This window comes from Sorangium sp. So ce1153 (genome assembly GCF_051521595.1).
GTDB lineage: Bacteria > Myxococcota_A > Polyangia > Polyangiales > Polyangiaceae > Sorangium.
This window is the reverse complement of the sequence record NZ_CP150361.1, coordinates 9,690,341-9,713,949: the sequence shown is the minus strand read 5'-3', so window position 1 is coordinate 9,713,949 and position 23,609 is coordinate 9,690,341. Positions and strand designations below refer to the sequence as shown.

General features: G+C 71.7%; 16 protein-coding genes and 12 tRNA genes. 18 read left to right on the top strand and 10 right to left on the bottom strand.

Annotated features, from left to right (window positions below; translation table 11 throughout):
* Positions 1-61: 61 nt before the first annotated feature.
* Positions 62-1,783 (bottom strand): NAD-dependent malic enzyme, encoded by a 1,722-nt coding sequence (locus WME85_RS34920; RefSeq protein WP_437827426.1) that lies wholly within the window; start codon positions 1,781-1,783, stop codon positions 62-64.
* Positions 1,784-1,812: 29 nt separating this feature from the next.
* Here WME85_RS34920 and WME85_RS34915 point away from each other — a divergent pair, with 29 nt between their 5' ends.
* From WME85_RS34915 to WME85_RS34835, 17 genes are all read left to right on the top strand, one after another.
* Positions 1,813-3,072 carry a protoporphyrinogen/coproporphyrinogen oxidase gene (locus tag WME85_RS34915; RefSeq protein ID WP_437827425.1) on the top strand — a complete coding sequence of 420 codons (1,260 nt, stop codon included), beginning with the start codon at positions 1,813-1,815 and terminating at the stop codon, positions 3,070-3,072.
* A gap of 260 nt (positions 3,073-3,332) precedes the next feature.
* A complete protein-coding gene (locus WME85_RS34910) occupies positions 3,333-3,509 on the top strand; it encodes a hypothetical protein (protein WP_437827424.1) in 177 nt (58 codons plus the stop codon).
* Positions 3,510-4,210: 701 nt separating this feature from the next.
* A tRNA-Lys gene (locus WME85_RS34905) sits at positions 4,211-4,284 on the top strand.
* A 176-nt stretch (positions 4,285-4,460) separates the two neighbouring features.
* Positions 4,461-4,532 (top strand) — tRNA-Asn (locus tag WME85_RS34900).
* Between the two features lie 101 nt (positions 4,533-4,633).
* Positions 4,634-4,706, top strand: a tRNA-Pro gene (locus WME85_RS34895).
* A 12-nt stretch (positions 4,707-4,718) separates the two neighbouring features.
* Positions 4,719-4,793, top strand: a tRNA-His gene (locus WME85_RS34890).
* A gap of 103 nt (positions 4,794-4,896) precedes the next feature.
* Positions 4,897-6,576 (top strand): TROVE domain-containing protein, encoded by a 1,680-nt coding sequence (locus WME85_RS34885; RefSeq protein ID WP_437827423.1) that lies wholly within the window; start codon positions 4,897-4,899, stop codon positions 6,574-6,576.
* Between the two features lie 66 nt (positions 6,577-6,642).
* A tRNA-OTHER gene (locus tag WME85_RS34880) sits at positions 6,643-6,766 on the top strand.
* Between the two features lie 7 nt (positions 6,767-6,773).
* Positions 6,774-6,845 (top strand) — tRNA-Asp (locus WME85_RS34875).
* A gap of 186 nt (positions 6,846-7,031) precedes the next feature.
* Positions 7,032-7,103 (top strand) — tRNA-Ala (locus tag WME85_RS34870).
* Positions 7,104-7,288: 185 nt separating this feature from the next.
* A tRNA-Gly gene (locus WME85_RS34865) sits at positions 7,289-7,359 on the top strand.
* Between the two features lie 22 nt (positions 7,360-7,381).
* Positions 7,382-7,455, top strand: a tRNA-Glu gene (locus WME85_RS34860).
* Between the two features lie 93 nt (positions 7,456-7,548).
* Positions 7,549-7,622 (top strand) — tRNA-Pro (locus tag WME85_RS34855).
* A gap of 15 nt (positions 7,623-7,637) precedes the next feature.
* Positions 7,638-7,719, top strand: a tRNA-Leu gene (locus WME85_RS34850).
* Between the two features lie 4 nt (positions 7,720-7,723).
* Positions 7,724-7,796 (top strand) — tRNA-Leu (locus WME85_RS34845).
* Between the two features lie 116 nt (positions 7,797-7,912).
* Complete coding sequence (locus WME85_RS34840) at positions 7,913-8,398, top strand: HNH endonuclease (RefSeq protein WP_437303375.1); 486 nt, start codon at positions 7,913-7,915, stop codon at positions 8,396-8,398.
* 124 nt (positions 8,399-8,522) lie between these two features.
* Entirely contained in the window at positions 8,523-10,661 is a 2,139-nt protein-coding gene (locus WME85_RS34835; RefSeq protein ID WP_437827422.1) for a protein kinase domain-containing protein, read from the top strand.
* Here WME85_RS34835 and WME85_RS34830 read toward each other — a convergent pair.
* The 5 genes from WME85_RS34830 to WME85_RS34810 all read right to left on the bottom strand — a co-directional run bounded on the left by WME85_RS34830 (position 10,658) and on the right by WME85_RS34810 (position 16,453).
* Positions 10,658-11,566 (bottom strand): IS630 family transposase, encoded by a 909-nt coding sequence (locus tag WME85_RS34830; protein WP_437842383.1) that lies wholly within the window; start codon positions 11,564-11,566, stop codon positions 10,658-10,660. The genes WME85_RS34835 and WME85_RS34830 overlap by 4 nt on opposite strands.
* On the bottom strand, positions 11,461-11,790 hold the full coding sequence (locus WME85_RS34825; protein WP_437826894.1) for a helix-turn-helix domain-containing protein: 330 nt from the start codon (positions 11,788-11,790) through the stop codon (positions 11,461-11,463). The genes WME85_RS34830 and WME85_RS34825 overlap by 106 nt, the downstream gene beginning before the upstream one ends.
* Positions 11,791-11,843: 53 nt before the next feature.
* Positions 11,844-12,419 carry an HPF/RaiA family ribosome-associated protein gene (locus tag WME85_RS34820; RefSeq protein WP_437827421.1) on the bottom strand — a complete coding sequence of 192 codons (576 nt, stop codon included), beginning with the start codon at positions 12,417-12,419 and terminating at the stop codon, positions 11,844-11,846.
* 1,234 nt (positions 12,420-13,653) lie between these two features.
* The gene (locus WME85_RS34815) at positions 13,654-14,700 is read right to left on the bottom strand and encodes a hypothetical protein (protein WP_437827420.1); all 1,047 of its coding nucleotides are present in this window, start codon (positions 14,698-14,700) and stop codon (positions 13,654-13,656) included.
* A 64-nt stretch (positions 14,701-14,764) separates the two neighbouring features.
* Positions 14,765-16,453, bottom strand: coding sequence for a DUF4215 domain-containing protein (locus tag WME85_RS34810; protein WP_437827419.1), 1,689 nt, complete (start codon positions 16,451-16,453; stop codon positions 14,765-14,767).
* A gap of 262 nt (positions 16,454-16,715) precedes the next feature.
* Between WME85_RS34810 and WME85_RS34805 the strand changes: the two genes are divergently transcribed.
* Positions 16,716-17,684 (top strand): ornithine cyclodeaminase family protein, encoded by a 969-nt coding sequence (locus tag WME85_RS34805; RefSeq protein WP_437827418.1) that lies wholly within the window; start codon positions 16,716-16,718, stop codon positions 17,682-17,684.
* Between the two features lie 21 nt (positions 17,685-17,705).
* Here the strand turns inward: WME85_RS34805 and WME85_RS34800 are convergent, their stop codons facing one another.
* The 4 genes from WME85_RS34800 to WME85_RS34785 all read right to left on the bottom strand — a co-directional run bounded on the left by WME85_RS34800 (position 17,706) and on the right by WME85_RS34785 (position 23,217).
* Positions 17,706-18,938 (bottom strand): formylglycine-generating enzyme family protein, encoded by a 1,233-nt coding sequence (locus WME85_RS34800; RefSeq protein ID WP_437827417.1) that lies wholly within the window; start codon positions 18,936-18,938, stop codon positions 17,706-17,708.
* Positions 18,939-19,390: 452 nt separating this feature from the next.
* Positions 19,391-20,272 (bottom strand): hypothetical protein, encoded by an 882-nt coding sequence (locus WME85_RS34795; RefSeq protein WP_437827416.1) that lies wholly within the window; start codon positions 20,270-20,272, stop codon positions 19,391-19,393.
* Positions 20,273-20,575: 303 nt separating this feature from the next.
* Entirely contained in the window at positions 20,576-21,658 is a 1,083-nt protein-coding gene (locus WME85_RS34790) for a hypothetical protein (RefSeq protein ID WP_437827415.1), read from the bottom strand.
* Positions 21,655-23,217 carry a protein kinase domain-containing protein gene (locus WME85_RS34785; RefSeq protein WP_437827414.1) on the bottom strand — a complete coding sequence of 521 codons (1,563 nt, stop codon included), beginning with the start codon at positions 23,215-23,217 and terminating at the stop codon, positions 21,655-21,657. The genes WME85_RS34790 and WME85_RS34785 overlap by 4 nt, the downstream gene beginning before the upstream one ends.
* Positions 23,218-23,609 lie beyond the last annotated feature (392 nt).

The window sequence follows — 23,609 nt, the reverse complement described above, 5'->3', positions numbered from 1 at the left end:
TGGCGGCGCTCGCGCGGCGCGCCGGCACGCGGAGGGGCGCGGCGGGGTCGCTCCCCGGGGGCTAGCCGCGGACGACGGGCAGGTACCTTGGCTGCCAGAGCCGCGCCTTCACGTGATCCTCGGCCCTCGCCGGGTCGAGCTTCGCGCTGGTCGCGACCCCCTCCGCGAACGCCGCCCGGACGACCGCGATCGCGACGCGCGTGGAGACCTCCCGGAGCTCCTCGACGGGCGGGTAGATGAGCCCCGCGTCGAGGTGCTTCTCGGCCGTGTAGTCGACGAGCGCGTACGCCGCGGCGAGCACCATGCCGTCCGTGATCTCGCGCGCGTCGGACAGGATGGTGCCGAACCCGAGCCCCGGGAAGATGAAGGCGTTGTTGCCCTGCCCGACAGGGATGGTCTTCCCGTCGAGCTCCACGGGCGCGAACGGGCTGCCGGTCGCGACGAGCGCGCGGCCGCCCGTCCAGGTGAGGATGTCTCCGGGGAGCGCCTCGCTGGCGCTCGTCGGGTTCGAGAGCGGGAAGACGACCGGCCGCGCGGTGTTCGCGGCCATGGCCTTGATCACCCGCTCGCCGAACGCGCCCGGCTGCCCGGACAGGCCGAGGAGCACCGTCGCGCGCGCGCCCTCGACGGTCTCGAGCAGCGACGGCGCCGCGCCCGATCGGGTCCACGAGGCGATCCGCTCCGGCGCCTGCGCGAACCTGCGCTTGTACTCCTCCATCGGGCGGTCCTTCGCGAGCAGGCCCTTCGAGTCGAGGACGAAGACCCGGGCGAGCGCCTCCTCCTCGGTGAGCCCGTCACGGATCATCCCCTGGCAGATCGCCCACGCGACGCCGATCCCGCCGGCGCCGGCGCCGTGGATCACCACCGACTGGTCCTTGATCGACTCGCCGCGCAGCCTGCACGCGGCCACCACGCCGGCAAGCGCGACGGCGCCTGTCCCCTGGATATCGTCGTTGAAGGACGGGATCACCTTCCGGTACCGCTCCAGCACGGAGAAGGCAGACTCCTTGGAGAGGTCCTCCCACTGGACGACGGCGCGGGGACAGCTGTTCTTCACCGCGTCCACGAACCTGTCGAGGAAGTCGAAATAAGCCCCGTCGCGCAGGCGGCGCTGGCGGACGCCGAGGTAGAACGGGTCGTCGAGGAGCTCGGCCCGGTCGGTCCCCACGTCGAGCACCACGGGCATCGTGTGGAACGGGCTCACGCCGCCGCCCGCGGTGTAGAGCGCGAGCTTGCCGATCGGGATGGCGAGCCCGCCGTAGCCCTGGTCGCCGATCCCGAGGATCGCGGAGGAGTCGGTCGCGACGATCATGCGCACGTCCTCCCAGGGGAAGCTCGCGAGCACGCGCCGGGCACGACCGATGTTGTCGGGAGAGAGCGAGACGCCGCGCGCGCTCTGGTAGAGGAAGTTGAACTGCCGCACCGCCTCGCCCACGGTCGGCGTGTAGACGATGGGCAGCATCTCTCCGAGGTGACGGGTGAGCAGCGCGTAAAAGAGGACCTCGTTGCGCTCCTGGAGCGCCCGGAGATACTGATATCTGGCGATCGGCGTCGGCTCGCGGCAGAAACCGCCGTAGACGCGGGCGAGCTGCTGCTCCAGGGTGTTGACCTGCGGCGGGAGCAGGCCGTCGAGCCCGAGCCTCACGCGCTCGTCGAGCGTGAAGGCCGTCCCCTTGTTGGTCATGACGAGCCTGAGGAGCGCGATGCCGTCGACGTAGACCTCCATGTACTCCCGGCCGAGCGCGTCTCTCTTGACGTCGAAGTACTTCGATATCCTCGCCATCGAGGGAGCCTAGGCTCGAGCGACACAGGATGCCAGTTCGGCCGACCTCACCGCGCGGGCCGGCGGCGCCGGACACGCCACGACCTGATCACCTCGGCTGTCGGGCGCGGCGCTCTCTACTGTCGGGCGCGGCGCTCTGTACCCGGCGGCGCCGGCGTCCGCCCCGGACGCGGGCAGACTCCTCGGGTGATCGGGGCTCGTGGTATAGAAGCGCGATGAGACGCATTGCCATCGTCGGGGGCGGTCTGGCCGGGTGCATCGTCGCGTTCCGGCGGGCGGCGGCGGGCGACGAGGTGACGCTCGTCGAGGCGGCGCCGCGGCTCGGCGGGCAGCTCTGGACCGAGCGGGCCTCTGGCTTCGTGGTGGAGCACGGCGCCGAGGGGTTCATCGCGCGGAGCGAGGCGGTCCCCGCGCTCGCCGGCGCGCTCGGCATCGCGGGGGATCTCGTCGGCCAGGAGACGCAGCGGTCGTTCGGCTTCGACGGCGCCGCGCTGCGGGAGCTCGCGCCGGGCGAGGCGGCTGCGTTCCTCGGCTTCCAGGTGCCGCGCGACGAGCTCGGCCGCGGGATCCGGACCTTCCGTCTCGGGATGGCGCAGCTGACCGACACGCTGGCAGCCGCGCTCGCGGCCGGCGGGCGCGCCGACGTGCGCGTGTCCGCCGCGGTCACCTCGCTCGCGCGGGAGGCTGGCGGTCTCCGGCTCTCGCTCGCCGACGGGGGCGAGGTCGCGGCCGACGCGGTGGTGATCGCCACGGGCGCCGCGGGCGCGGCCGCGCTGCTCGGCGAGCCGGCGCGGGCGATCCACGGCGCCGAGACGCTCTCCAGCGTGACCGTCTCGCTGGCGTACCCGCGCGCTGCGATCGAGCACCCGCTCGACGGCACCGGCTTCGTCGTCGCCGCGGGGCACCAGGCGCACGGGTTCCGCGCGTGCACGTTCACGACCTCGAAGTTCGCCGCGCGCGCCCCCGCCAGCCATGTCGCGCTGCGCCTCTTCTTCCGTCCCGAGCCGGGGGACCTCGAGCAGCTCGACGACGCCGCCTGGACCGCGCGCGCCGAGGCCTCCCTCGCGCGCGTGCTCTCCGTGCGCGGCGCCGCGGAGCGCGCGTGGGTCTCGCGCTGGTCGAGCGCGCTGCCGGTCTCCACCCCCGCGCACGCGGCGCGCGTCCGGGAGGTCGAGCAGGCGCTCGCCGGCAGCGGGGTGCTGCTCGCCGGCTCAGCGTTCCACGGCTCGGGCATCGACGCCGCCGTGCGCTCCGCCGAGGCGGCCGCGGAGCGCGCCGGCGCGCTGTAGTACCCTGTCGCGCGCTGTCGCAATGCGACGTGCGTCGATGTCCCATGATGCCTGGTCACGGGCCTGCCGCCGCCCGCGTCATATCGCGTCAAGTCGCCGGAAAGCCGCGGGATTCCTCGATTGCGCTGGCCCGCGCGGGGACCCCATGAGTCCCGGCCATTGAGTCGGCGATGAACGCGGAGAAAAAAGAATCGACTCGAGGAACTTTTCTGTTGCGCAGGTCATCGAAGGGGAGTACTCATTCCGCACAAGGATTCGTTATGTTCAGCCGCCTCGACAACATGCAGCTCATCGCCATCCAGCCCAAGGCGGGTACGCCTGAAGCGGCCGTGGCATGGGGGCATCTGCTGGGTGGCGATTCCTTGGCGCACAACCCCGGACATTCCTGCGGTCTCCGCCTGTCGCGGAAGCTCGGTAACCCGGAGAATAGCGCCTAGAGGCAGCTAAGCACGCGTCGATCGACGACGTTCGCGAAGGCCGCCTCGGGAAACCCAGGCGGCCTTCGGCGTTCTGGGGGTCGTAGCTGGTCGTCCGTTGCGGGCTGTTGACCACGCTGGTGGGCCGTAGGCTCGTTGTGAGCTGCAGCCAGGCCATGGTTGACAGGCCACGCTGTGATTGTGAGTGGGGGCTTGTTCGAGGAGAGGGGTTGTGTTGCTTGCCGCGCGGGCGACGTCGTCGTGCGTTGTGGCGCGGGATAGTTGCGCCCGGTGAAAGGAGGCGCCGTGGCGCATGCACTGGAAGCATTCGAATCGAAAATGAATGATCGCGGCGTGCATTCTCGGCGCCGGGCAACGCTCCGCACTGGCCGGCATGCATTGCTCCCGCCGAGCGCCGCGGAGCGCTCCCGCGCGCGCGCTGATGTCGCTCCGCATTCGCGGAGACCAGGCGATCTTGCGCTGGAGCAGCGACCCTAGGCTTCCTCTCACGCGTCCATGGTGACGTGCGAGGGCTGCCCGGGGAATCGGGCGGCCCTGGCTGTTTCAGGGGCAGGGTGCGCGCTCGTCGGGGCGCGATCGGGATTCGTGTGCGTGGGGCCGGACGGCCATGGTTGTCCGCTCCTTCGATGTGGAGGCTCGAGCTTCTCAGATCATCACGGCCTGCCGATGCGGCAGGCGAGGCGGAGGTACGCCCTCCGCGGGGACCCGTAGCTCAACTGGATAGAGCAGCCGCCTCTTGAGCGGACGGCTGGAGGTTCGATTCCTCTCGGGTCCACCTGGCGCGCCGGTCTGCCTGCAACGCCGCCCCTCCACCTGGAGCGGGCGCGCGGGGAGGGTACGCCTGTGCCGATCCCCTGCCGACGCCGCAGCGCCGGCAGAGGGAACACTCGATCTGTGACAACCTGCCATGTGCAATGTAAATGTAAATGGAGGCGCCCTGCGCCTCCGTGTTCCGGCGTAGCTCAAGGGTAGAGCGTCCGCTTGTTAAGCGGGTGGTTGGAGGTTCGATTCCTCCCGCCGGAGCCGCGCCCCTGGCGCTCGGAGGGCGGAGCCCGCCTCGTTCTGCGAGGCGCCAGCTCGCCTCCCGCCGGGGGGCTGACGGCGCTTGCCACGAGCAGGCGCTGCGGGATGTAGCCTAGTGGTAAGGCGCCTCATCTGGGGTGAGGAGATCCGCCGGTTCGATTCCGGCCGTCCCGACGATAGCTTGTGTGGGTGTTACTCATCTGGTGAAGAGGGCAGGTTGTGACCCTGCGAAGGCGGGTTCGATTCCCGTACGCCCACCCAGGACGGGTCGTGTGCGCTCGGTTATCTTTGGTGGATCAACCCGAGCGCGAGCTGCTTATCCGTCCTCTTTTTTTGCCCGGATCACCGGGCCGGAGGTGGTGTCATGGCCAATTATCTGAAGCACTTCGCCGCGCTGCTCACCCCGCAGCGCCAGAAGGCCCGCGCCGACCAGGCGAAGAACAGCGCCGGCGGCTTCGTCTTCGCCCTCGACGACTGGGCCAGGCTCGACCGCTGGCTCATCCTCGGCGCCGAGGGGGGGACGTACTACGCGACCGAGCGGAAGCTCACCGTGGAGAACGCCCGCGCCGTCGGGGACTGTCTCGCCGCGGACGGTCCCCGCGCCGTGCAGCGCATCGTCGATGTCAGCGGCTCGGGGCGAGCGCCGAAGAGCGCGCCTGCGATCTTCGCCCTCGCGATGGCCGCCGCCGACGCCAAGGTCGAGACCCGGAAGGCCGCCCTCGGGGCCTTGCCCGAGGTATGCCGCACAGGGACGGATCTCTTCCACTTCGCCCGCGATGTGCAGGGGTTCCGGAGGTGGGGGCGCGGGCTCCGGTCCGCGGTCGCCGCGTGGTACAACGGCAAGCCCATCGACAGGCTCGCGTACCAGGCGATCAAGTACCGCCAGCGCGACGGCTTCAGCCACCGCGATCTCCTGCGGCTCGCGCATCCGGTCGCGCCGAGCCCGCAGCACGACGCCCTGTACCGCTGGATCGTCGGCGGCGTCGAGGCGCTCGGCAAGGCGTCGGCGCGCGGCAACGCGCTGCGCCCGGAGGAGCTGCCGGACGCGGTGCGCGCGTTCGAGTCGCTCCGCGCGGCGACGAACCGGAAGCAGGTCACCGCGCTGATCCGGCAGCACCGCTTCACGCACGAGATGCTCCAGACCGAGTGGAAGAACGACCCCGCGGTCTGGGAGGCGCTGCTCGAGCACATGCCCCAGACGGCGCTCATCCGCAATCTGGGCAAGATGACCGCGGTCGGCCTGCTCTCGCCGATGAGTGACGCGTCCCGCAAGGCGGCGCGACAGCTCACCGACGCCGCGCGCCTCCGCGCGGCCAGGGTCCACCCGGTCGCCGTGCTCTCGGCCCTCAAGGTCTACGAGCAGGGCCACGGCGAGCGCGCTCGCCGGCGCGAGGGCGCGCTCTCGTGGACCCCGGTCCGCGAGATCGTCGACGCGCTGAACGAGGCGTTCTATCTCGCGTTCGAGGCCGTCGAGCCGACCAGGAAGAAGCACCTCCTGGCGCTCGACGTCTCCGGCTCGATGACGAGCGGCCAGATCGCCGGCGTGCCCGGCCTGACGCCGCGCGTGGCGAGCGCGGCCATGGCCATGGCGACGGCGAGGATCGAGCGCGAGGTCGCCGTGGTCGGCTTCACGTCGGCCTCGGGCGGCTACGGCGGCAAGTGGGGCGGGGGAGCGCCCGGCCTCACGCCGCTGTCCATCTCGCCGAAGCAGCGGCTCGACGACGTGCTGCGCGCGGTGAACGGCCTGCCCTTCGGCGGCACGGACTGCGCTCTGCCGATGATCTGGGCGAAGCGGAGCCGGGTAGAGGTCGACACGTTCGTCATCTACACGGACAACGAGACCTGGGCGGGGGACGTGCACCCGTTTCAGGCGCTCAGGGACTACCGGCAGGCGATGGGCCGGCCGGCGAGGCTGATCGTCGTCGGCATGACGTCGACCGGCTTCTCGATCGCCGACCCGACGGACCCCGGCATGCTCGACGTCGTGGGGTTCGACGGGGCGGCCCCTCAGGTGATGGCGGACTTCACCCGGGGTGCTTCGTGACAGGCGCGACGTACGGGCTCCGCCAGCCCGTACGTCGCCGGGGGCGCCGCGCGGGCGCCCTGGTTTGTCGCTGTAGCTCAGCCTGGTAGAGCACCTGACATGCCGTCCTCCGATCCCTTGCCCGATCCGGGCCGCAGGAGGACGGTTACCATTAATTAGGATGTCGCGGGTTCGAATCCCGCCAGCGGCGCTGCGTTGCCCTCGTATGCATCTGGTGAGGCAGCCTGATTGTCGATCAGGTGAGGGGAGTTCGATCCTCCTCGGGGGCGCCTCGTGGTGTGGTGTCATGGCGACCGCAGAGCCTCCAGCGCTCCTGCGGGGGAGGTCCGGCTCTTCGCGCGATTAGAGGAGAAAAAAGCAGAGAATGGATCCAACGAAATCGAGCGATGGTCGTCCAATGGACGGAAGGAGATAGGGAGGTGGCGATGAAGATCTGATGTGAGATTCCTTGTTTCGGGGTGATGGTTCAACCGGGAGAACACTGCCCTCGCACGGCAGGGATCGAGGTTCGAGCCCTCGTCGCTCCACCGAACGGGCCGAAGCTCGTGGGTTACCAATACCCATGGACTCCCCACGGCAACCCCTTGTCCGTTCGTTCGTTTCGCTGCCGAGGCGGGCCGCCGGCCGGCGAGCCGCACGTCGTGCGGTCGCGCGGCGCCCGGCGGCCCGCCTCCTTTTTCTCTCGATGCCTCATTTTTCTCTCGATGAAGACGCGGTGGTAGCTCAACGGTAGAGCGCGGGCTTGCCAGGCTCGCGACGGGAGTTCGATTCTCCTCCACCGCTCCGCTCCTGCACACGTGCTTGTGTCCCCATCTCGCTAGAGGCTCAGGCGGCCGGATTTTCGCTCCGGAGACGCGGGTTCGAATCCCGCTGGGGACGCCGGGCCGCTCCGCTCGCCTGCGTGCTACTTCGGGAGCCCGCGCCCGAGCGAGCGAGCCTGCCATTTCGAATCGACAGATCGACGACAGAATCCTGGGTGTGGCTCAACCTGGCAGAGCACCGGCTTCGGGAGCCGGGGATTGGGGGTTCGAATCCCCCCACCCAGACCGCGGCGCGCGGACGTCACCGTGACGGAACGGCATACGTGGCAGGCTGAGATCCTGCGCCCTTCGGGGTATGTGGGTTCGAGTCCCACCGGTGACACCCTGCCCGGGTGGCGAAACGGCAAACGCTGCTGGCTTAGAACCAGCCGACTGGGGGTTCGAATCCCTCCCCGGGCACCCGTCGTGCGTATCGATTGCACGTGAGATTGCACGTGACCTGGAGTGACATCATGAAGAGGAAGAGACGGTAGAGGTGAGCCATGACCGCGCTGACGCTGCTTTTGACGCCATGGATGGTGCCCCATAAGGTCATCCCGTGGCAGACCGCTGTCACGATGAGCTTCCTGGGCAAGGTGGAGGTGATCGAGGAGTACGACGACGAGATCCGGTCCCCGTCGCTCTCGATCAAGGCGCCGGCGGTGGTGCGGCTGAAGCGGCCGACGCTGCAGATGAAGCGCGGCGTGCGGTTCTCGAGGACCAACGTCCTCTTGCGCGACGGCTTCCGTTGCCAGTACTGCGGCGTGAAGAAGGAGGCCCGCGAGCTCAACTACGATCACGTCATCCCGCGCGTGCAGGGCGGAAAGACGGTGTGGGACAACATCGTCGCTTCCTGCTACGCGTGCAACTCGACGAAGCGGGGACGGACGCCGGAGCAGGCCGGCATGAAGCTGCTCCGCGCCCCGGTGAAGCCGAAGTGGCTGCCGCCGGCGCCCGTCATGGGCCTGAGCGAGCGGCGGATTCCGGAGGCGTGGGCGGGCTACTGCGCGAGCTCGGGATGAGCTGAGCCCCCGCGCGCGGTGCCGTGCGGCCGATGTGCCGACGGCCCGCGCGCGGGGCGGGCCGGGCGCGCCGGCGCGGGTCGGGGCTTCCGCCGGCCGACGGGCGGGTGCAGGATGGCCGGGCATGGAGATGCCTCCGGCCATCGACCTCGTCGAGGACGAGCCCGCGCCGTTCCCTGCGGTCCTGCGCGGGTGGCTCATCGAGGGCGAGCTCGGGCGCGGCGGGATGGGGCGGGTGTTCCGGGCGCGGCACCCGAAGACGCGGGCGCGGGCGGCGATCAAGGTGCTGCTCGGCGACTACGCCCGCCGGCCGGATGTGGTGGCCCGCTTCCGGCAGGAGGCGATCGCCGTCAACATCATCAACCACCCGGGCATCGTCCGCGTCTTCGACTCCGGCGAGCTCGAGGACGGCTCTCCGTACATCGTGATGGAGTACCTCGATGGGCGCGGCCTGCGCGACTGGGTGCAGGCGGTGCCCGCCGCGGATCGGCCGCGGCAGGTCGTGCGGCTCGGCTACCAGATCGCCTCCGCCATGGCCGCGGCCCACGCGTCGAAGGTCGTCCACCGCGATCTCAAGCCGGAGAACATCATGGTGGTCGACGACGAGCTCGCGCCCGGGGGCAGCCGCGTCAAGATCCTCGATTTCGGCATCGCGAAGGTCCTCTGGGGCGGGCTCCCCGAGGTGCTGGAGCTGGACGGGAACGGCCCTGTCACGCGCGCGTCCGCGCCCGTGATCCGCACCGAGCTCTCGGCGCAGCCGGCGCTGACGCTGGGGGCCGCGACCGGCGCCGCGGACTCGACGGCGGACGGCGGCGCGCGCGAGGAGGAGGCGCTCCGCAGCCTCCCTCTCGTGAGCGTCGGGCGGCTCGCGATGAACCCCGCGCCCGTGGAGATCCCGCTCGTGGCGGCGTCCTACGCGGCGGCGCGCGTGTCGATCGAGCCTGGCGCGCCCGCGCCGCACAGCGAGGGCGCGGGGCAGCCCACGATGCCGTTCACGCAGGAGGGCGCGTGGGGCCTCGGGACGAGGAGCTACATGGCGCCGGAGCAGGAGCGCCACTCCGGCAGCGTCGACGTCAAGGCGGACGTCTACTCCCTCGGCGTCATCCTCTACGAGCTGCTCGAGGGCCAGACGCCCGACGCGTCGAGCGGGGCGTGGCCGCCCCCGATGAGCGCGGCGACGCCGCCCGATCTCGTCGCGCTCGTGCACGCGGTGCTCTCGTTCGACCCCGAGGCGCGGCCGCGCATGGCCGAGGTGGCGGTCGCGCTGCACCGGCTCGGCCGGGCGAAGAAGGAGTTCGACGAGGCGCTCTCGAGGTGGGCCGCGGGCGGCAAGGCGCCGAGGCTCCTGCCTCGCGGCAAGGCGCTGCACGAGCTGTCCGCGTGGGCCCGGGACATCGACGATCTCTCCGCCCTGGAGCGGAGCTTCCTCGACGCGGCCGCCACGGCGGAGGCGCGTCGCGAGCGCCTCACGCGCGCGCTGCTCGTCCTCGGGGTGGTCGTCTTGATGGGCATGGTCGCGACGACCACCGTGTTCTGGGTGCACGCGACGCGGGCGCGGCGGACGGCCGAGGCCGCGGAGCGCGCCGCGCGGGAGCACAGCCGGCTCGAGGCGGCCGCGAACGCGTCGGCGCAGGAGGCGCTCGCGAAGATGAGCGAGGCGCAGAGCGCCACCGAGGAGGCGCTCGCCCTCGCGATGAAGGCGAGCGACGACGCGCGCAGCGCCAACTCCGCCAGGGACGCGATGACCGAGGCGAAGCGCCTGGCCGAGAGCGCCGAGCAGCGCGCCCGGCGCGCGGCCCAGGCCGCCGCCGCCGCGAAGGCGGAAGCCGACGCGCGCTACGAGCAGTCGAAGAGCGCCATGGAGCGCGAGATCGCCGGCCTCGAGGTCGACCGCGAGCGCCTGTCGGCGCGGCTCGAGCGCGCCGAGCACGACGGCGAGCGGGTGAGGGCCGCCCTCCGCTCGCGCGAGCACGAGCTCAGGGCCGCGCTCTCCGAGCTGAGGCGCGAGTCCGCGCGCGCGGGGGCGCTCGACCGCAGGCTCGACGAGGCCTCCGAGCGGGTCGACGAGCTGGAGAGGAAGCTGGAGGAGTGCGCCGCGAGGCAGCCCAAGGCGCCGCCGCAGCCCGAGCCTCCGGCGGACGGGGACTCGGTCCCTCCGCGGGGAGAGGAGCAGGAGAGCGCGACGCCGCCGGCCGAGCCCCCGATGGACTGGAGACCGCCGCCGTCGCCTCTCCCGCCGTTGCCGCGCGGTACGACGATCTAGTTCCGCCCGCCTGAAGTTCTGCCGCGGTTCGTGGACCAGGACGCCGGCCGGTAGGTCCAGTGAAAGGGCTGGTCGGTCTGGTTATGCCAGAGCATGTAGGCGTAGAGCGCCTCACGAAGCTCGTCCTTGGAAACGAAGGAACCACGAGCAAGAACGCGCGCGTGCAGGATCGAGAAGGCGCACTCGATCTGGTTCAGCCACGAGGCGTGCTTGGGCGTGAAGTGGCGCTTCCACCGAGGGTGTTCGTCGAACCAGTCGAGCACGTCGTCCGTGTCATGCGCGGACAGGTTGTCGCAGATAATGTGGCCGTCGCCTTCGGGGTAGCAGGCATCGACGACGTTGAGCAGGTCCACGAACGTCAGGCTGTTGTGGTCTTCGGAGACGAAGCCGAACAGCTTGCCCCGACGGACGTCGAACGCGCCCATCAAGGTCAGCGTGCCGTGGCGGATGTACTCGAACTCCCGACGCACCGGCTGCCCTGGTCGCATCGGCAGATCGGCGTAACGGCGTTCGAGGGCTTGCATGCCGGTCTTTTCATCGAGGCAGATGATGTGCTCATCGGTCGGCGTGTCGTAGTAGACGTGCAGCACGTCGTCGCGCTTGTCGCGGAACTCGTCGTCCTGCGACGTTAGCCACATTTTTTGCCGGTGGGGCTGCAGGGCCGCCCGGCGCAAGATGCGCCGGACCGACGACTCGCTCGCCTCGATCCCGTTGCGCAGCACCTGCGCGCTCAGCAGAGCGCAGGACCATTGCGTGACGGGAACCCCCGCGTCCTTTGGTGGACGACAGGCCTCGGCTTCTACCCGCGCACAGTCGGCGGCCGAGAGAGAGAGGGCGGACGCCCTGACCGCGGGGCATCCGCAAGCTTGCTCTCCGGAGCCGGACCGCGAAACCGCGCACGCCAGCGCTGAACGGTCCGGGGATGGACGCCGAGAATCTTGGCGACATCGCCCGGCGTTACGCCGTCGGCCATCAGCAGCAACGCCTCGCCCCGCCGCACGATGCGCTTTTCCGTCTTGTCCGGACGCAGGGCCGCCTCCACCGTCGTGCGCTGGTCTTCCGACAGCGCGAGCGGCACGGTGCGCGGCCCCGGGTGCGATCGGCCTGCCCAGGGTGCGGGATTGATCATGCTCCCGGGCTAGCGGAGCCCGGCATCTACGGCCAAATTTCTGGCGGCCGGAACTAGCTGAGGGTGGGGATCTCCTCGCGGCCACGGTTGCCGCCGCGCGCGTCGACGATCCGGACCGTGCTCGCCTGAGGACCCTTGTCGCCGTCCTCCTCGGTGTAGGCGACCCCCATCCCGATCTTCAGGTCGGAGAACGGACCCGACAGGATGCTCCGCTCGTGGAAATAGATCTCCCGGCCATCGGTGGTCGTGATGAACCCGTAATCGCTGAACAGCTTGGTGATCACGCCGGCCGTGTCCTGCGCCGGGTGCGCCTTCACCTCGCTGCGCTGCTCGCTCGCGAGCTTCTTCAGCTGGCGACCCGCCCGCTGGAACACGTCGCGCACCGCCGTCGGCAGCAGGTTCTTGGCGGCCCGCTCCTCGCTCACGATCTCGTGCTTGCCGGCCACGTGGAGGTCGACGCGCACGCGGAACTCTCCCCCCGTGCCCTGGCTCGCGTGGTCGAGCTCGACCACGACAGCGCAGCTGTTGATGTGGTCGTTGAAGCGCTGAATCTTGTTTGCTTGCTCCCGGATCAGCTCCTCGAGCGAGGGGCTTTTGTCGATATGTCGGAACGTGAGCTCCAGTTGCATTCTGGCTCCTTTCATCCCGCGTCGCTGGGACGCATCACGGAAGTCGCTGGGGGTCGCTGACTCGTACCAGCCGATTCCAGTCCATGTGAGGTGCACCCGGGTTGGTGCACCAGGTACTGTCCCGACCTCGCGACCTTCTGCGCGGTGACCCGGAGCGCGCGCCGCTCCGAGCCTGCCAGGTCGACGTAGACGGCATCTTGCAGCGGCCGGGCACGCTCAGGCAGGCGCGGGCCCTCCCGGCGTCCGTCGACGTGGAGCCCTGAAGCTGGCGCGTCGGATCGTCGATTTCCAACGCTGGCTCCACGCTCGGACCCAGGGCAGCGGGGCCGCCCTCGATGTTCTGCCCGGCCATGTGGTTCGGGTTCAAATCACGCTGTAGCTCATCGTGGGATTTCTGGTTCGCCTGCCGCGCAGGTTCCGGGTGGTTGAGCGTCGCGACCATGAACCCCTCGTGTGTGCTCAAAGAAAACCGTAGCAAGTTCGCTGCCACCGCCGCCCAGCAGCACGGCAGACACGAGCGCCCGCTTCTGCGGTCGAGCGGCGCCGTGCCTGGGTGGGGAACACGGGCGCCCGTGGAGGAGCAGGAGCTTCCGTCCCTCGTCGTTCTCCAGGCCGGACGACCACGTGGTGGGGCGGAAGGGGGCGTCCCCGTCCCCGTGTGGGGCAGTTTGCGACACGCGGGGCGTCTCGCGTCATCCGCAGGGGCCCCGCGAGCTTCTGGCCCGTGGAAATGGCGCGGACCGCTCCTGGCGGGCGCTGCCGCGAGCGGCGCCGCGAGAGCCGGCGGTCGAGGGCGGGTCTGCGCGTCGCGCCGGGCGGCGCGAGCTGGCCGCTCGCCGTGCCGATCGGGATCAGGTGCGCAGGGCGGGCCGCCGTCGCTCGCGGGGACGGCGAGCACGACGGCGGAGCCCCGGCAGCGCGAGCTCCGCCCCGCGCGTCCTCTGCTCGGCCCGCTTCATCGCCTTGCAACGCGCCGATGAGCCTGCTCTCTCGCCGTCGCGGGTGCGTGCTTCCGGGCGCGCCGTGGGGCCCCGCCGGGCGCCACACCCCTGCGGCTGCGGCAGCGCTCGGCACCGAGCATGAGCGGCCGATGGGGCAGAGCGCCCCGATGTAAGGCTGTTCCCCGAGCTGCTGCCTGAACGCTGAACACGCTGACGCGAAGCGCCGGGTGTCACCTGGCGCGCACGACCGGCGCGCGGCGCCGTCGGGCCGCCCGGGCGCCCCGGGCGACGCCTCAGCGAAGATCGAAGACGTAATCCGTGTCGTAGGTGCGGACGAAGAGCTTGCCTTCCTTCTCGACGAGAAACTCAGGCCCGCTCTTCATCGGGAGCTTCGAGACGACCTTGCCGGTGGCGCGCTCGAGGACATAGAGAAAATCCGGCTCCGCGGTGAAGCCATATCCGCAGAGGAGATGATCTCCGCGCAGCACGAAGTTCTCCGCGTTGCAGACGAGCGGCGCGCTCTGCCAGAGGAGCTGCCCCGTGGCGAGATCGAGGGCCGAGAGGTAGGCGTTCTTGCCCTTCGAGGAGGCCGCGTACGTCCTGTGGCCTGACGAGACGTAGAGCACGCCGTCCTTGGCCACGGCCCAGCCGACATGGCCCCGCACGAACTCCGCCTCCTTGGGAGCGAACGCGGGCGGCACGAGGAAGCTCTCGAAATCGAAGAAGGCGACGACCCTGTGCGCGGCGTCGAGGATCGCGACGAAGCGCGCGTCGGCGAAGCTCGGGCCGTAGAACAGCGCCAGGTGGTCTCCGTGATCGATGGCCTTGACGAGCTCTTGATCTCCGTAGCGGGTGGGGACGAAGGAGGGGAGGGGGCGGGCGCCGCTCCGGGGGCCGGTCGGTACCTGCAGGACCGGCAGCGAGAGGCCGTTCCTGGCGAACCACTCCGCCTCGTCCGTGATCGTGTTCTTCTGCTCGGTGACCTTCACGAGGCGCGGCGCGGCGGAGCTTCCGGCCGGCGCGGGCCGGACGAGCGTCTGCGCGAACGGCGGCGCCGCGAGCTTCACGGGGGACCTGCTGTCGAGCGCTGCGCTCGCCGCGCCGTCGCCTGCGGTCGCCTGCACCAGCGGGGCGGCGCCGTCGCGGGGGGGCGGCGCGGGCGTGGCGGCGTCGTGAGGCGACGGCGCCGTCGCAGGACCGGCCGCGCCGGAGGGCGCAGGCGACGGCGCGGCGCGGGCCGACGGCGTGGGCGCCGGCTGGCAGGCGCACACGGCGAGCGCCGCGGCGGCGAACAGGAGCTTGCGGGTGGACGACTGCGCTGAAGGAGGGGTGGAGGGCACACGCGCAGCGTAGCTCATCCGCCCCGGCGGGAGGGCGGACGGGCGCGCCGGACTGCGCCGGCGCTCAGGGGGCGGGCGTGAAGGCGAGGTTGAGCGTGTAAGGCCCTGCGTCTGTCACAAAGTACGTGTCGACGAAGATGAACAGGGGCACTCCGCCGTCGACGTCGATCTCCAGCACCTCCTCGCTGTCGTCGCCGACATTGTCCATGCACTCGACCTGGGAGTCGTCGTCAACACAGCTCGTCCGCACGTACATACCCAGGTCGGTATCCGAGGACAGCCTCAGCAACAGCGTGCCGTCGCTCGGCGGCGTGAACGTGTGGATCTTCTCCGGCCTCAGGTAACCGAGGCAGCTGCCCTCGAACAGCGACGTGCCGGTCGTCGTGTCCCCCTCGTTGTCGCCGAGGACGGCGACGAGCGCGTCGCCGCAGACCGCGTCGAGCTCCAGGGTGCACTCGGCGGAGCAACCGTCGCCGCTGGTCGTGTTGCCGTCGTCGCACTCCTCGGGCGGGTCGACGGTCCTGTCGCCGCAGAGGGTCGGAGAGAACAAGAAATCGAGCGTGTAGGGCCCTGCGTCTTCCTGCGCGTAGGCGTCGACGAAGATGGGAACCGTCTGGCCCCTGCGCAGGACGATCTCGATCTTCTCCTCCTCGGGCCCGCCCCCCGTGGCGACGCTTTCATCCTGGCAATCGAGCTCGCTGAGGCCGTCCGCGCACGCCGTGCGGGCATAGAGGACGTGATCGCTGTCCGAGTGGAGCTCGACGCGGAGCGTGCCCGACTGGCCGGCGGGCGGCGTGAACAGGTGGACCTCCTCTGGCCCGCTGCCCATGCAGCTGCCTTCGAACACGCGCGTGCCCCGCGATGTGTCGCCCTCGACGGTCGTCGTCGCCACGGGCGCGGCGTCCGCGCAGGCCGCGTCGACGAGCGGACCGCAGGTAGAGTCGCAGTCGTCGTCCTCGCAATCGACCAGGTCGTCGCCCTCGTTGTCCACGCCGTCGGTGCACTCCGTCTCGCCGAGCACGCAGCGGCCATCGAGCGTGTCGCACATGCCGAGCGCCGGGCACTGCGCGTTCTCGGTGCACGCCGGGACGCAGGCCGTGATGCCACCGACGACGTCGCTGCACTTGTAGCCGTCGCGGCACTCGTCCGACCGGCTGCACGCGAAGACGCACAGGCCCAGGCCTTCGCCGAAGTCGATGCAGACACCATCTTCGGAGCAGGCGCCCACGGCGGGATCGCAGAGGCCTGCACAGGAGCCAGACGGCCATCCCCAGTCCGCCTCCGTGATGCAGTAGTCCTCGGGGCAAGTCGCATCGCTGGTGCAGGCAGCCCCATAGACGTGGGAGGAGGCTCCACCGGAGCCGCCGGTGCCTCCGGTGGGCTCGGCGCCGCCGGTCCCCGTGGGCTCGGCGCCGCCGGTCCCCGTGGGCTCGGCGCCGCCGGTCCCCGTGGGCTCGGCGCCGCCGGTCCCCGTGGGCTCGGCGCCCCCGGTCCCCGTGGGCTCGGCGCCCCCGGTCCCCGCGGGCTCTGCGCCCCCAGTGCCCGTGGGCTCGGCGCCGCCGGTCCCCGTGGGCTCGGCGCCGCCGTTGCTGCCCGTGCTGGTCGCGCCGGATCCACCGGTGCCGCTGCCCGTCACGCCGATGCCACCGGCGCCGCCGGACCCGCCATGGCCACCTTCGCCTCCATCGTCGCCGCACCCGGCGGTCGTCGAGAGCGCGAGCACGAAGAGACCTGCAACGATTCGTATGTTCATCCACCCGCTCCACCAAGAGGGATTCTCGAGACGCGAGGTGGACCCCACCCCACGGCGCAGCGCTCTGCCATCTTCAGCGCAACAGCATCGCCTGCCAACCCCTCTTTCATGTCCGCCGCGCGCCCAGGCGCGCCGCGCGGCGGCAAGTGCCGAGCAGGGGCGCGGCCACTCGTGGAGAGACGCCCCGCCGAGCGCGCGAGCACAGCCGTCCGGCGTTGGAACGCGTGCGTCCAGCGGCGGCGTGGCGTACGGTTCGCGCTCGATGACGCCCGAGAAAACATTGCTCCTCTCCCAGTCCGATGTGGCCTCCCTCCTCGCCATGGATGCGGCCATTGCCGCCGTGGAGGCGGCGTTCGCGGCGCACGGCCGCGGCGAGGCTGCGATGCCGCCGAAGGTGTATCTGGGGCTCCCGGCCCACGACGGCGATCTCCGTGCGATGCCGGCCTACGTCGACGGAGCAGCGGGGGTGAAGTGGGTCAATTCGCACCCGAAGAACCCCGCGCGTTTTGGCCTGCCGTGCGTCAGGGGGCTCTACATCCTCAGCGACCCGGCCACGGCGTCGCCCCTCGCCGTGATGGACGCGACCCGCCTCACGGCCGTTCGGACAGGGGCGGCGGCGGCGATCGCGTCGAAGCACCTCGCGCGGCCGCACCCCCGGACCCTAGGCTTCGTCGGCTGCGGCGTGCAGGCGCGCTTCCTGCTCGACGCCCACCGGGCCGTCTACGGCGATCGGCTGGAGGTCCTCACCGCCGACGTGTCGCGCGAGGCGAGCGAGCAGTTCGCGGCCGAGGCGAGGGGGCGCGCCGTCTCGGTGGAGGAGGCCTCGGGTTGCGACATCGTCTGCGCGGCGACGACCGCGCGCGCGCCCGTCGTGCAGCGCGCGTGGGTCCGCGCGGGGGCGCACATCAACGCGATGGGCGCCGACGCGCCCGGCAAGCAGGAGCTCGAACCGCAGATCCTCCTGGACGCGCGCGTGATCATCGACGACTGGGCGCAGGCGACCGAGAGCGGTGAGGTCAACGTGCCGCTGCACGCGGGCGCCCTGCACCGCGAGCACATCCAGGGGACGCTCGGCGAGGTCGTCGCGGGCAAGCTGACCGGGCGCGGGGACGCGGCCATCACCGTGTTCGACTCGACCGGGCTCGCGATCCAGGACGTCGCGCTCGCCCGCGTCCTCTACGCCGCCGCGCGCAGCAAGGGCGCCGGTACGGCGTTCGACTTCTTCAGCTGATCGACCGCCGAGCGCGGCCTCCTAGAGTGTCCTCGCGCACCGGACGCCGAGGCTGTAGTAGGGGGCCGCGGGCGAGACCTTGACACGCTCGGACGACAGCAGGTAGCGCGGGGTGCCGAAGCTGCTCCCGCCGCGGACCGTCCGCTCGGCGGTGTCCGTCAAGTTCGCACAATCGACGCATTCGGCCGGGTAGGCCCCGTATCCATCCAGCATCCACTCCCGCATGCTCCCGCCGAGATCCGCCTGCGTCCACCGCCCGTCGCCCTTCGGCGACCGGGACCCGACAGGCACGATGTCTCCGAAGTCGCTCTGGAACGTGCAGCCCGGGGCTGCGCTTTCCCTGCAATCGTAGGAGGCATAGCTCGCGTCGATCTCCGTCGACTCCGGCGGGTTCGACCACGGGTACTGCCGCTGCTCGTCCCCTCCGGCCGCTGCGTAGTTCCACTCGGCCTCCGTCGGCAGGCGGCCACCGTCCCACGCGCAGAACGCGAAGGCCACGTACCAGCTCACGCAGTTGATCGGGAGGTGTTCCTGGGCGCCGGCCTCATCGGTCCACGTCGGCATGTCCGGGCTGTCCGGCTGGCATGACACAGCGGCTCGCAGCGCCGCCGCGTCCGGAGGAAGCTCGCTGTTCCACGCCGGGTTCCACCCGCTCCCCTGGATGCCCCGGTGCGCTCCCGCTTCCGCGGCTGGCTGGCTCCCTGGATACGCCTCCACGAACCTCCGGAACCTCCCCACGGTCACCTCGAAGCGCTCCAGCAAGAAGCCGCTCACCGTCGCGGGAAACGCTGGATCGTTGCCGCGGTTGAAGCTCCCCCCGGGCACCATCGCGGTCGCGCAGCAGCTCTCGTCGCCCGCGGGCCCGCACGTGGACGGCAGTCCGTCGCAGCTCGGCGGCGTCGCGCACGCCCCGTCGCTGCACACGGGCGCATCCGCCGCGCACGGCGCCGGGGCGTCCCACTGTCCCCCATCGTCGCACCGTTGCACCTGGTTGTCCGAGCACTGCGCGACGCCAGGCGTGCACTGCCCGCCGCCGGCGCTGCCGCCATGGCCGACGCTGCCGCCGCCCGGGCCCGCGCCGCTGCCCGAGCCCGTGTCGCCGCCGCCCGGGCCCGTGTCGCCGCCGCCGGTGCCCGTGTCGCCGACCGCGCCATCCAGCGGGTGATAGTCCTTGTCGAGTCCCAGGAGCGCCGTGCAGCCGCCGGCCATGAGGGCCGGGGCTGTCCACCACCACCTGGCGCGCTTGCTCTTCATGTCTCCTCGTTGACTGACTGATATCAGAGATCGGCGGGCGACTTCGCCCAGAGGTGGCGTCGCGGCGGGAGGTGGAATGGGTGCTCTCCAGGGCACAGCACGCGCGACGGCTGCGTGGACGTGAGGAGCGCCCCGCGCGGCCGACGCCGCCGGCCGGGCGTCTCCCTGCACAGGACGTGGCACAGCGTGGGATCTGCGGAGAGCGGCCCGTGCCGACGCTCGTCAGCCACGGGATGGAGCGCTTGCGCGATCGACGAGGGGTCATGGTCGCGGCGACCCGCGGGTGCGCCGTCGTGCCGCCGTCGGTGCGAAGACGCATCCGCGGATCCGGTCTGGCACGAGCGCCGGTGCGGTCCTCCATCCCGCGACCGCCGAACGGTCCACGGCTGGCTCAGGTTGGCATCCTGGGATCGTCGGCGGCACACCTCGTGGTCAGCGGCGAGGGACGCGGATCAGAAGGGCGCCGGGCTGTCGCTGTCCGGCGTTGCCGGGGTCGCGGGGGTCGCCGGCTTTGCGGGGGGCGCTGACGTTGACGAGGCCTCGGGCTTCGCGGGGGGCGACGTAGCGGCCGGAGCGGCTGGAGCGGGCGCGGTCTGAGGCGCGGCGGCGCTGCGCTCGGCGGCGACGGCGGGGAAGCGCTCGGCGGCGGCGGGATCGTGCCGCTGGAGGTAGCGGCCGAGGTGGAAGACCTCGAGGTAGGCGGCGAGCCAGTGGGTGTACGCGCGCTGGCGGAGATCCCGCGGGGAGCCGAGGGCCGAGGTCTCGCCGACGTCGAGCAGGCCGAGCAACTCGGTGGCGTCGGCCTCGGCTTCGTCCAGGTAACTCTCCTTGATCGGGGTCTGTCCCTTGACCGCCGGCCAGTGCTTGCGGAACAGGGCGACGAGTCGGACCGTGTCCTCGGCGTCGTCGCGCGTGCCCTTGCCCCGCTGGATGTCAGCGACGGCTGCGCTCGCCTCCTCGTCCTTGCGGAAGAGCGGCACGGCCCACGCCGAGAGGAGCTCGTCGTGCTCGCGGACCTTGCGCGCGAGCGCCGCCCGGCGCTCTTTCTGGACCGAGGTCCACGGCGCGTCGACCGCGAGATCCGCGGCGTAGAACACGAGCGCGCGCGGCTCGAGCGCCTCGAAGTCGGCCTTTCGCTTCCTGGCCTTCGCCGGGGAGAGCTCCTCGGCGAGCCGCGGCATGAGCGACGCGAACTCCTGCCGCAGCGCGGCGGTGAGCTGGAGCGCGCGCTCGCGCGAGACGCGCGGCCGCTCCAGCGAGTCCGAGGGGAGCTCGAGCAGGGTCGGCTTCGCCTCGGCGAAGAGGTCATTCATTCTCTTGGGTTCAGGGCTCATCTCTGCTCCTGTGGAGGTAGGGTGATGCGCAACCGGAGGAGGGTAGTGAGTGGACAGCTGTGCCGTCAAACCGCCCGCAAGATACCGGCGGTGGCCGGGCCCGATGGCCCTCGCGCCCTGCTCGGCTCCGCGATGCCGTCTCAGCGCCGCTCTCCGTCTCACAGCTCCGGCGCGCTACGCCCCGGCTCCGTCTCACCAATCGAGCGGGGGCACCGTCATGCCGTGCTCTGTCTTCACGAGGCGCCGCTGGCCGAGTCAGAGAGTCCTTCTCGTGCCGAGTCAGAGAGTCCCTCTCGTGCCGAGTCAGAAAGTCCCTCTCGCGCCGAGGACTGCGCCCGCCGGCCCTGCCTCCAGCACCCCCGCGCTGACCCACCTCGGGCTCGCGCCGGCCGCCGCGCCGGCGGGCTTCGGCTCGGTCCAGTACAGCACCGCCGCCGCGCCGAGCCCGGCCAGCGCCACCCCGAAGGCGATGGTGCTCACGCGGGCCATCGCGTTCCCGCTGCCCGCGGCGTCGTAGCCTTCGTCATCGCAGGCCTTGGACGGGGCCTGAATGGCCTCGCCGCAGTGCTCGTCGATGACACCCTTCTTGCCGATCACGAGCGCGCCGAGGACCCCGCCCAGCACGAGCCCCGCCGCGCTGACCCCGCCCGCCACGTAGACGGCCGTCCGGTGACCCGCGGAGGGCGACGGCGCGTCCGGCTCGACGGGCGCGGGCGCCGGGCTGATCTCCGGCGCAGGTGGTCTCGGAGGAGCCGGAGACGGCGCGGGCGGTGCTGCGGGCGCAGGCGCTTCCTTCACCGGCAGGTCGAGCGCCAGCTCCTTCGTCTCCCCCTCGGCGATCGTGATGCGCTGTTCCCGAGCGGGCCGTCCCGGCACCTGGACGGACACCAGGTGCTCTCCCGGATCCACCGGCAAGGCGATGCCCAGCGCGGCGTCGCCCAGCTCGTGACCGTCGCGCTTCACCATGGTCCCGGCCGGCGCTCCCGGCGGCAAGGAGAGCGCGAGCCTCGGGACCCGCGGCGAGAGCCTGTCGCGCTCCTGCATCGCGACTTTCGGCCGCTGGCCTTGACGGGCCTTCTCCGCCGGCGTCATGCGGTCGAGCACGGCCAGGTAGTCCTTGAAGCGCGTCACCGCGGTGGCGACTCGGCCCCATTGCGCCTCGCACGACGCGAGCGTGAAGAGCGTCCCGGGCTGCGGGTCGAGGCGCTGGCTCTCGGCGAGGGCCTTGCAGCCCGTCTCGTAGCGGCCCGCCTGCATGTCGGCGAGCCCTCGTTCGAAGAGCGCCTCGGCGGCCGCGATGTCCTGCGCCGCCGCGGGCGCGGAGAGCGCGAGCAGGCCAAGAACGGCGAGGAGAGGGGTGGATCGGGGGAACCAGGAAGGAGTCATTGTCGCCCGTACAAGGAAGTCGATGAGGTCCGAGGCGGCGCTGGCTTCTTGTCGGGTGGAGGCGGCTTCGTCCCGGCGGAGACGGGTTTGCTCGCAGGTACCGGCGGCGGTGCGCTCGGGCGGGGCGCAGCCGAGGGGGAAGGCGCCGCTCCCGGCGACGCCGGCGGCTGAGGCGCGGCGGTCGCGGCGGCGGGCCCGGGCGGCACGGCGGCGGGCTCGGGCGGCGTGGCGATCGGATCGGGCGTTACCGCGCGCGATTCCTGTGCTGTCGCACCCGGCTCGCGCGCCGCCGCGGTCGGGCCGGTTGTCGCCACGGCCGGCCCGGGCGCGGCCGCGTTCTCGGAGACGGCGTCCTGGGTCGCTGCCGCCGGCTCGCCTCCGCTAGCGGCGCGCAGCCCGAGCCAGATGCCCGTGCCCAGCAAGCCGAGGCCCAGCACGGCGACTCCGGCAAGGAGCGGCGCGCGGCTCGGCTTCGCCGACCTGGATGACATGGCGGAGACCGCGGCGCCGGTCGATGTCCCCGCGAGCGTCAGGACCGGCGAGCGCGCGTCGCGCTCCGGGTTCCTCGGCGGCGCGGGCTCCGTCGTTACCAGCGCGGAGGGCAGCGCCGTGGGGGCGGGGACGACCCCGGGCCAGGACGGCGCGCTCGGGAACGTCCCCCGGCCGCCGCCCAACGGTACGCCGAGCGCCTCGCCGAGGGCCTGCACCGCCTCCATGGCCCGGCGGAACCGGACCGCCGGATCGGGCGCCGCGGCCCGGGCGAACCACGCGTCGAAGCTCGGCGGCAACACCACGCCTTGCGAGCGCGCGCGCTGCACCGGCGGCTCCTCGGGGCCGCGGGCCGCCACCATCGCGAACGCGAACACGCCGTCGGCGCTGCTCGCCTCGGGCTGCCAGTAGGGAATGCCCACGAGCAGCGTGTAGGCCATCATGCCGAGCGCGAAGATGTCCGCGGCGGCGGTGAGCTTCGTGCCGCCGAGGAACTGCTCGGGGGGCATGTAGATCGGCGTGCCGAGGCTGCTCGTGGCGCCCGCGGCGGTCGCGCCCTCGGCGACGAGCTTGGCGATGCCGAAGTCGAGGATCTTCACGCGGACCGAGCCGTCCTCGCGCTGCGTCAGGAAGAGGTTCGCGGGCTTGAGGTCGCGGTGCACGATCGACGCGGCGTGCGTGCGCTCGAGGGCGAGCGCGGTCTGGTAGAGGTAGGTCATCGCCTCGGCGGGCGGGAGGCGGCCGGCGCGCCTGAGGCGTTCGCCGAGCTCCTCGCCGCGGAGCAGCTCCATGACCAGGAAGGGCATCGCGGTCGCCTCGTCGACGCCCGCGTCGAACACGTCGACGATGTACTCGCTCTCCACCTTCGCCGCGATGCGCGCCTCGCGCTTGAAGCGCTCGCGCATCTCCTCACTCTGGAAGAGGTGCGGGTGCATAACCTTGAGCGCCCGGTGGCGCTCGGTCTCGAGGTGCACCACCTCGTGGACAGCCCCCATCGCGCCGGCGGCAATGAGGCGCACGACGCGATAGCGGCGCGCGAAGACGGTCCCCTCCACAAGTATGACCGACACGGCGGGAGGCTCGCGCGACGGGCGGGCGGCGTCAAGAATCGAGGGGCGTGGGAGCTGCATCCGCTGCTGGCGAGCGCCGCCATGACCTTATTGATTCCGCCCGCACCCTCCGCCTCGCGCTCGCCGCCGCGCGCGGGAAGCGCCGCTCGGCGGACGTCGCGGCCTTCCTGATCGACCGGGAGGCCGCTTGCCTCGCGCTCGTCGAGGAACTCCGGGAGGACGCTGGCGCCCCAGCGCGCCGCGGGCGTTCGTCCTCCGAGAGCCGAAGCCGCGCCTCATCTGGGAGCTGCCGTTCCGCGACCGGATCGTGCAGCACGCGCTGATCGAGGCGACCCTGCCGGGGCTGGAGCGCTCGTTCGCGCCGCAGTCCTACGCCTGCCGGATGGGCTTCG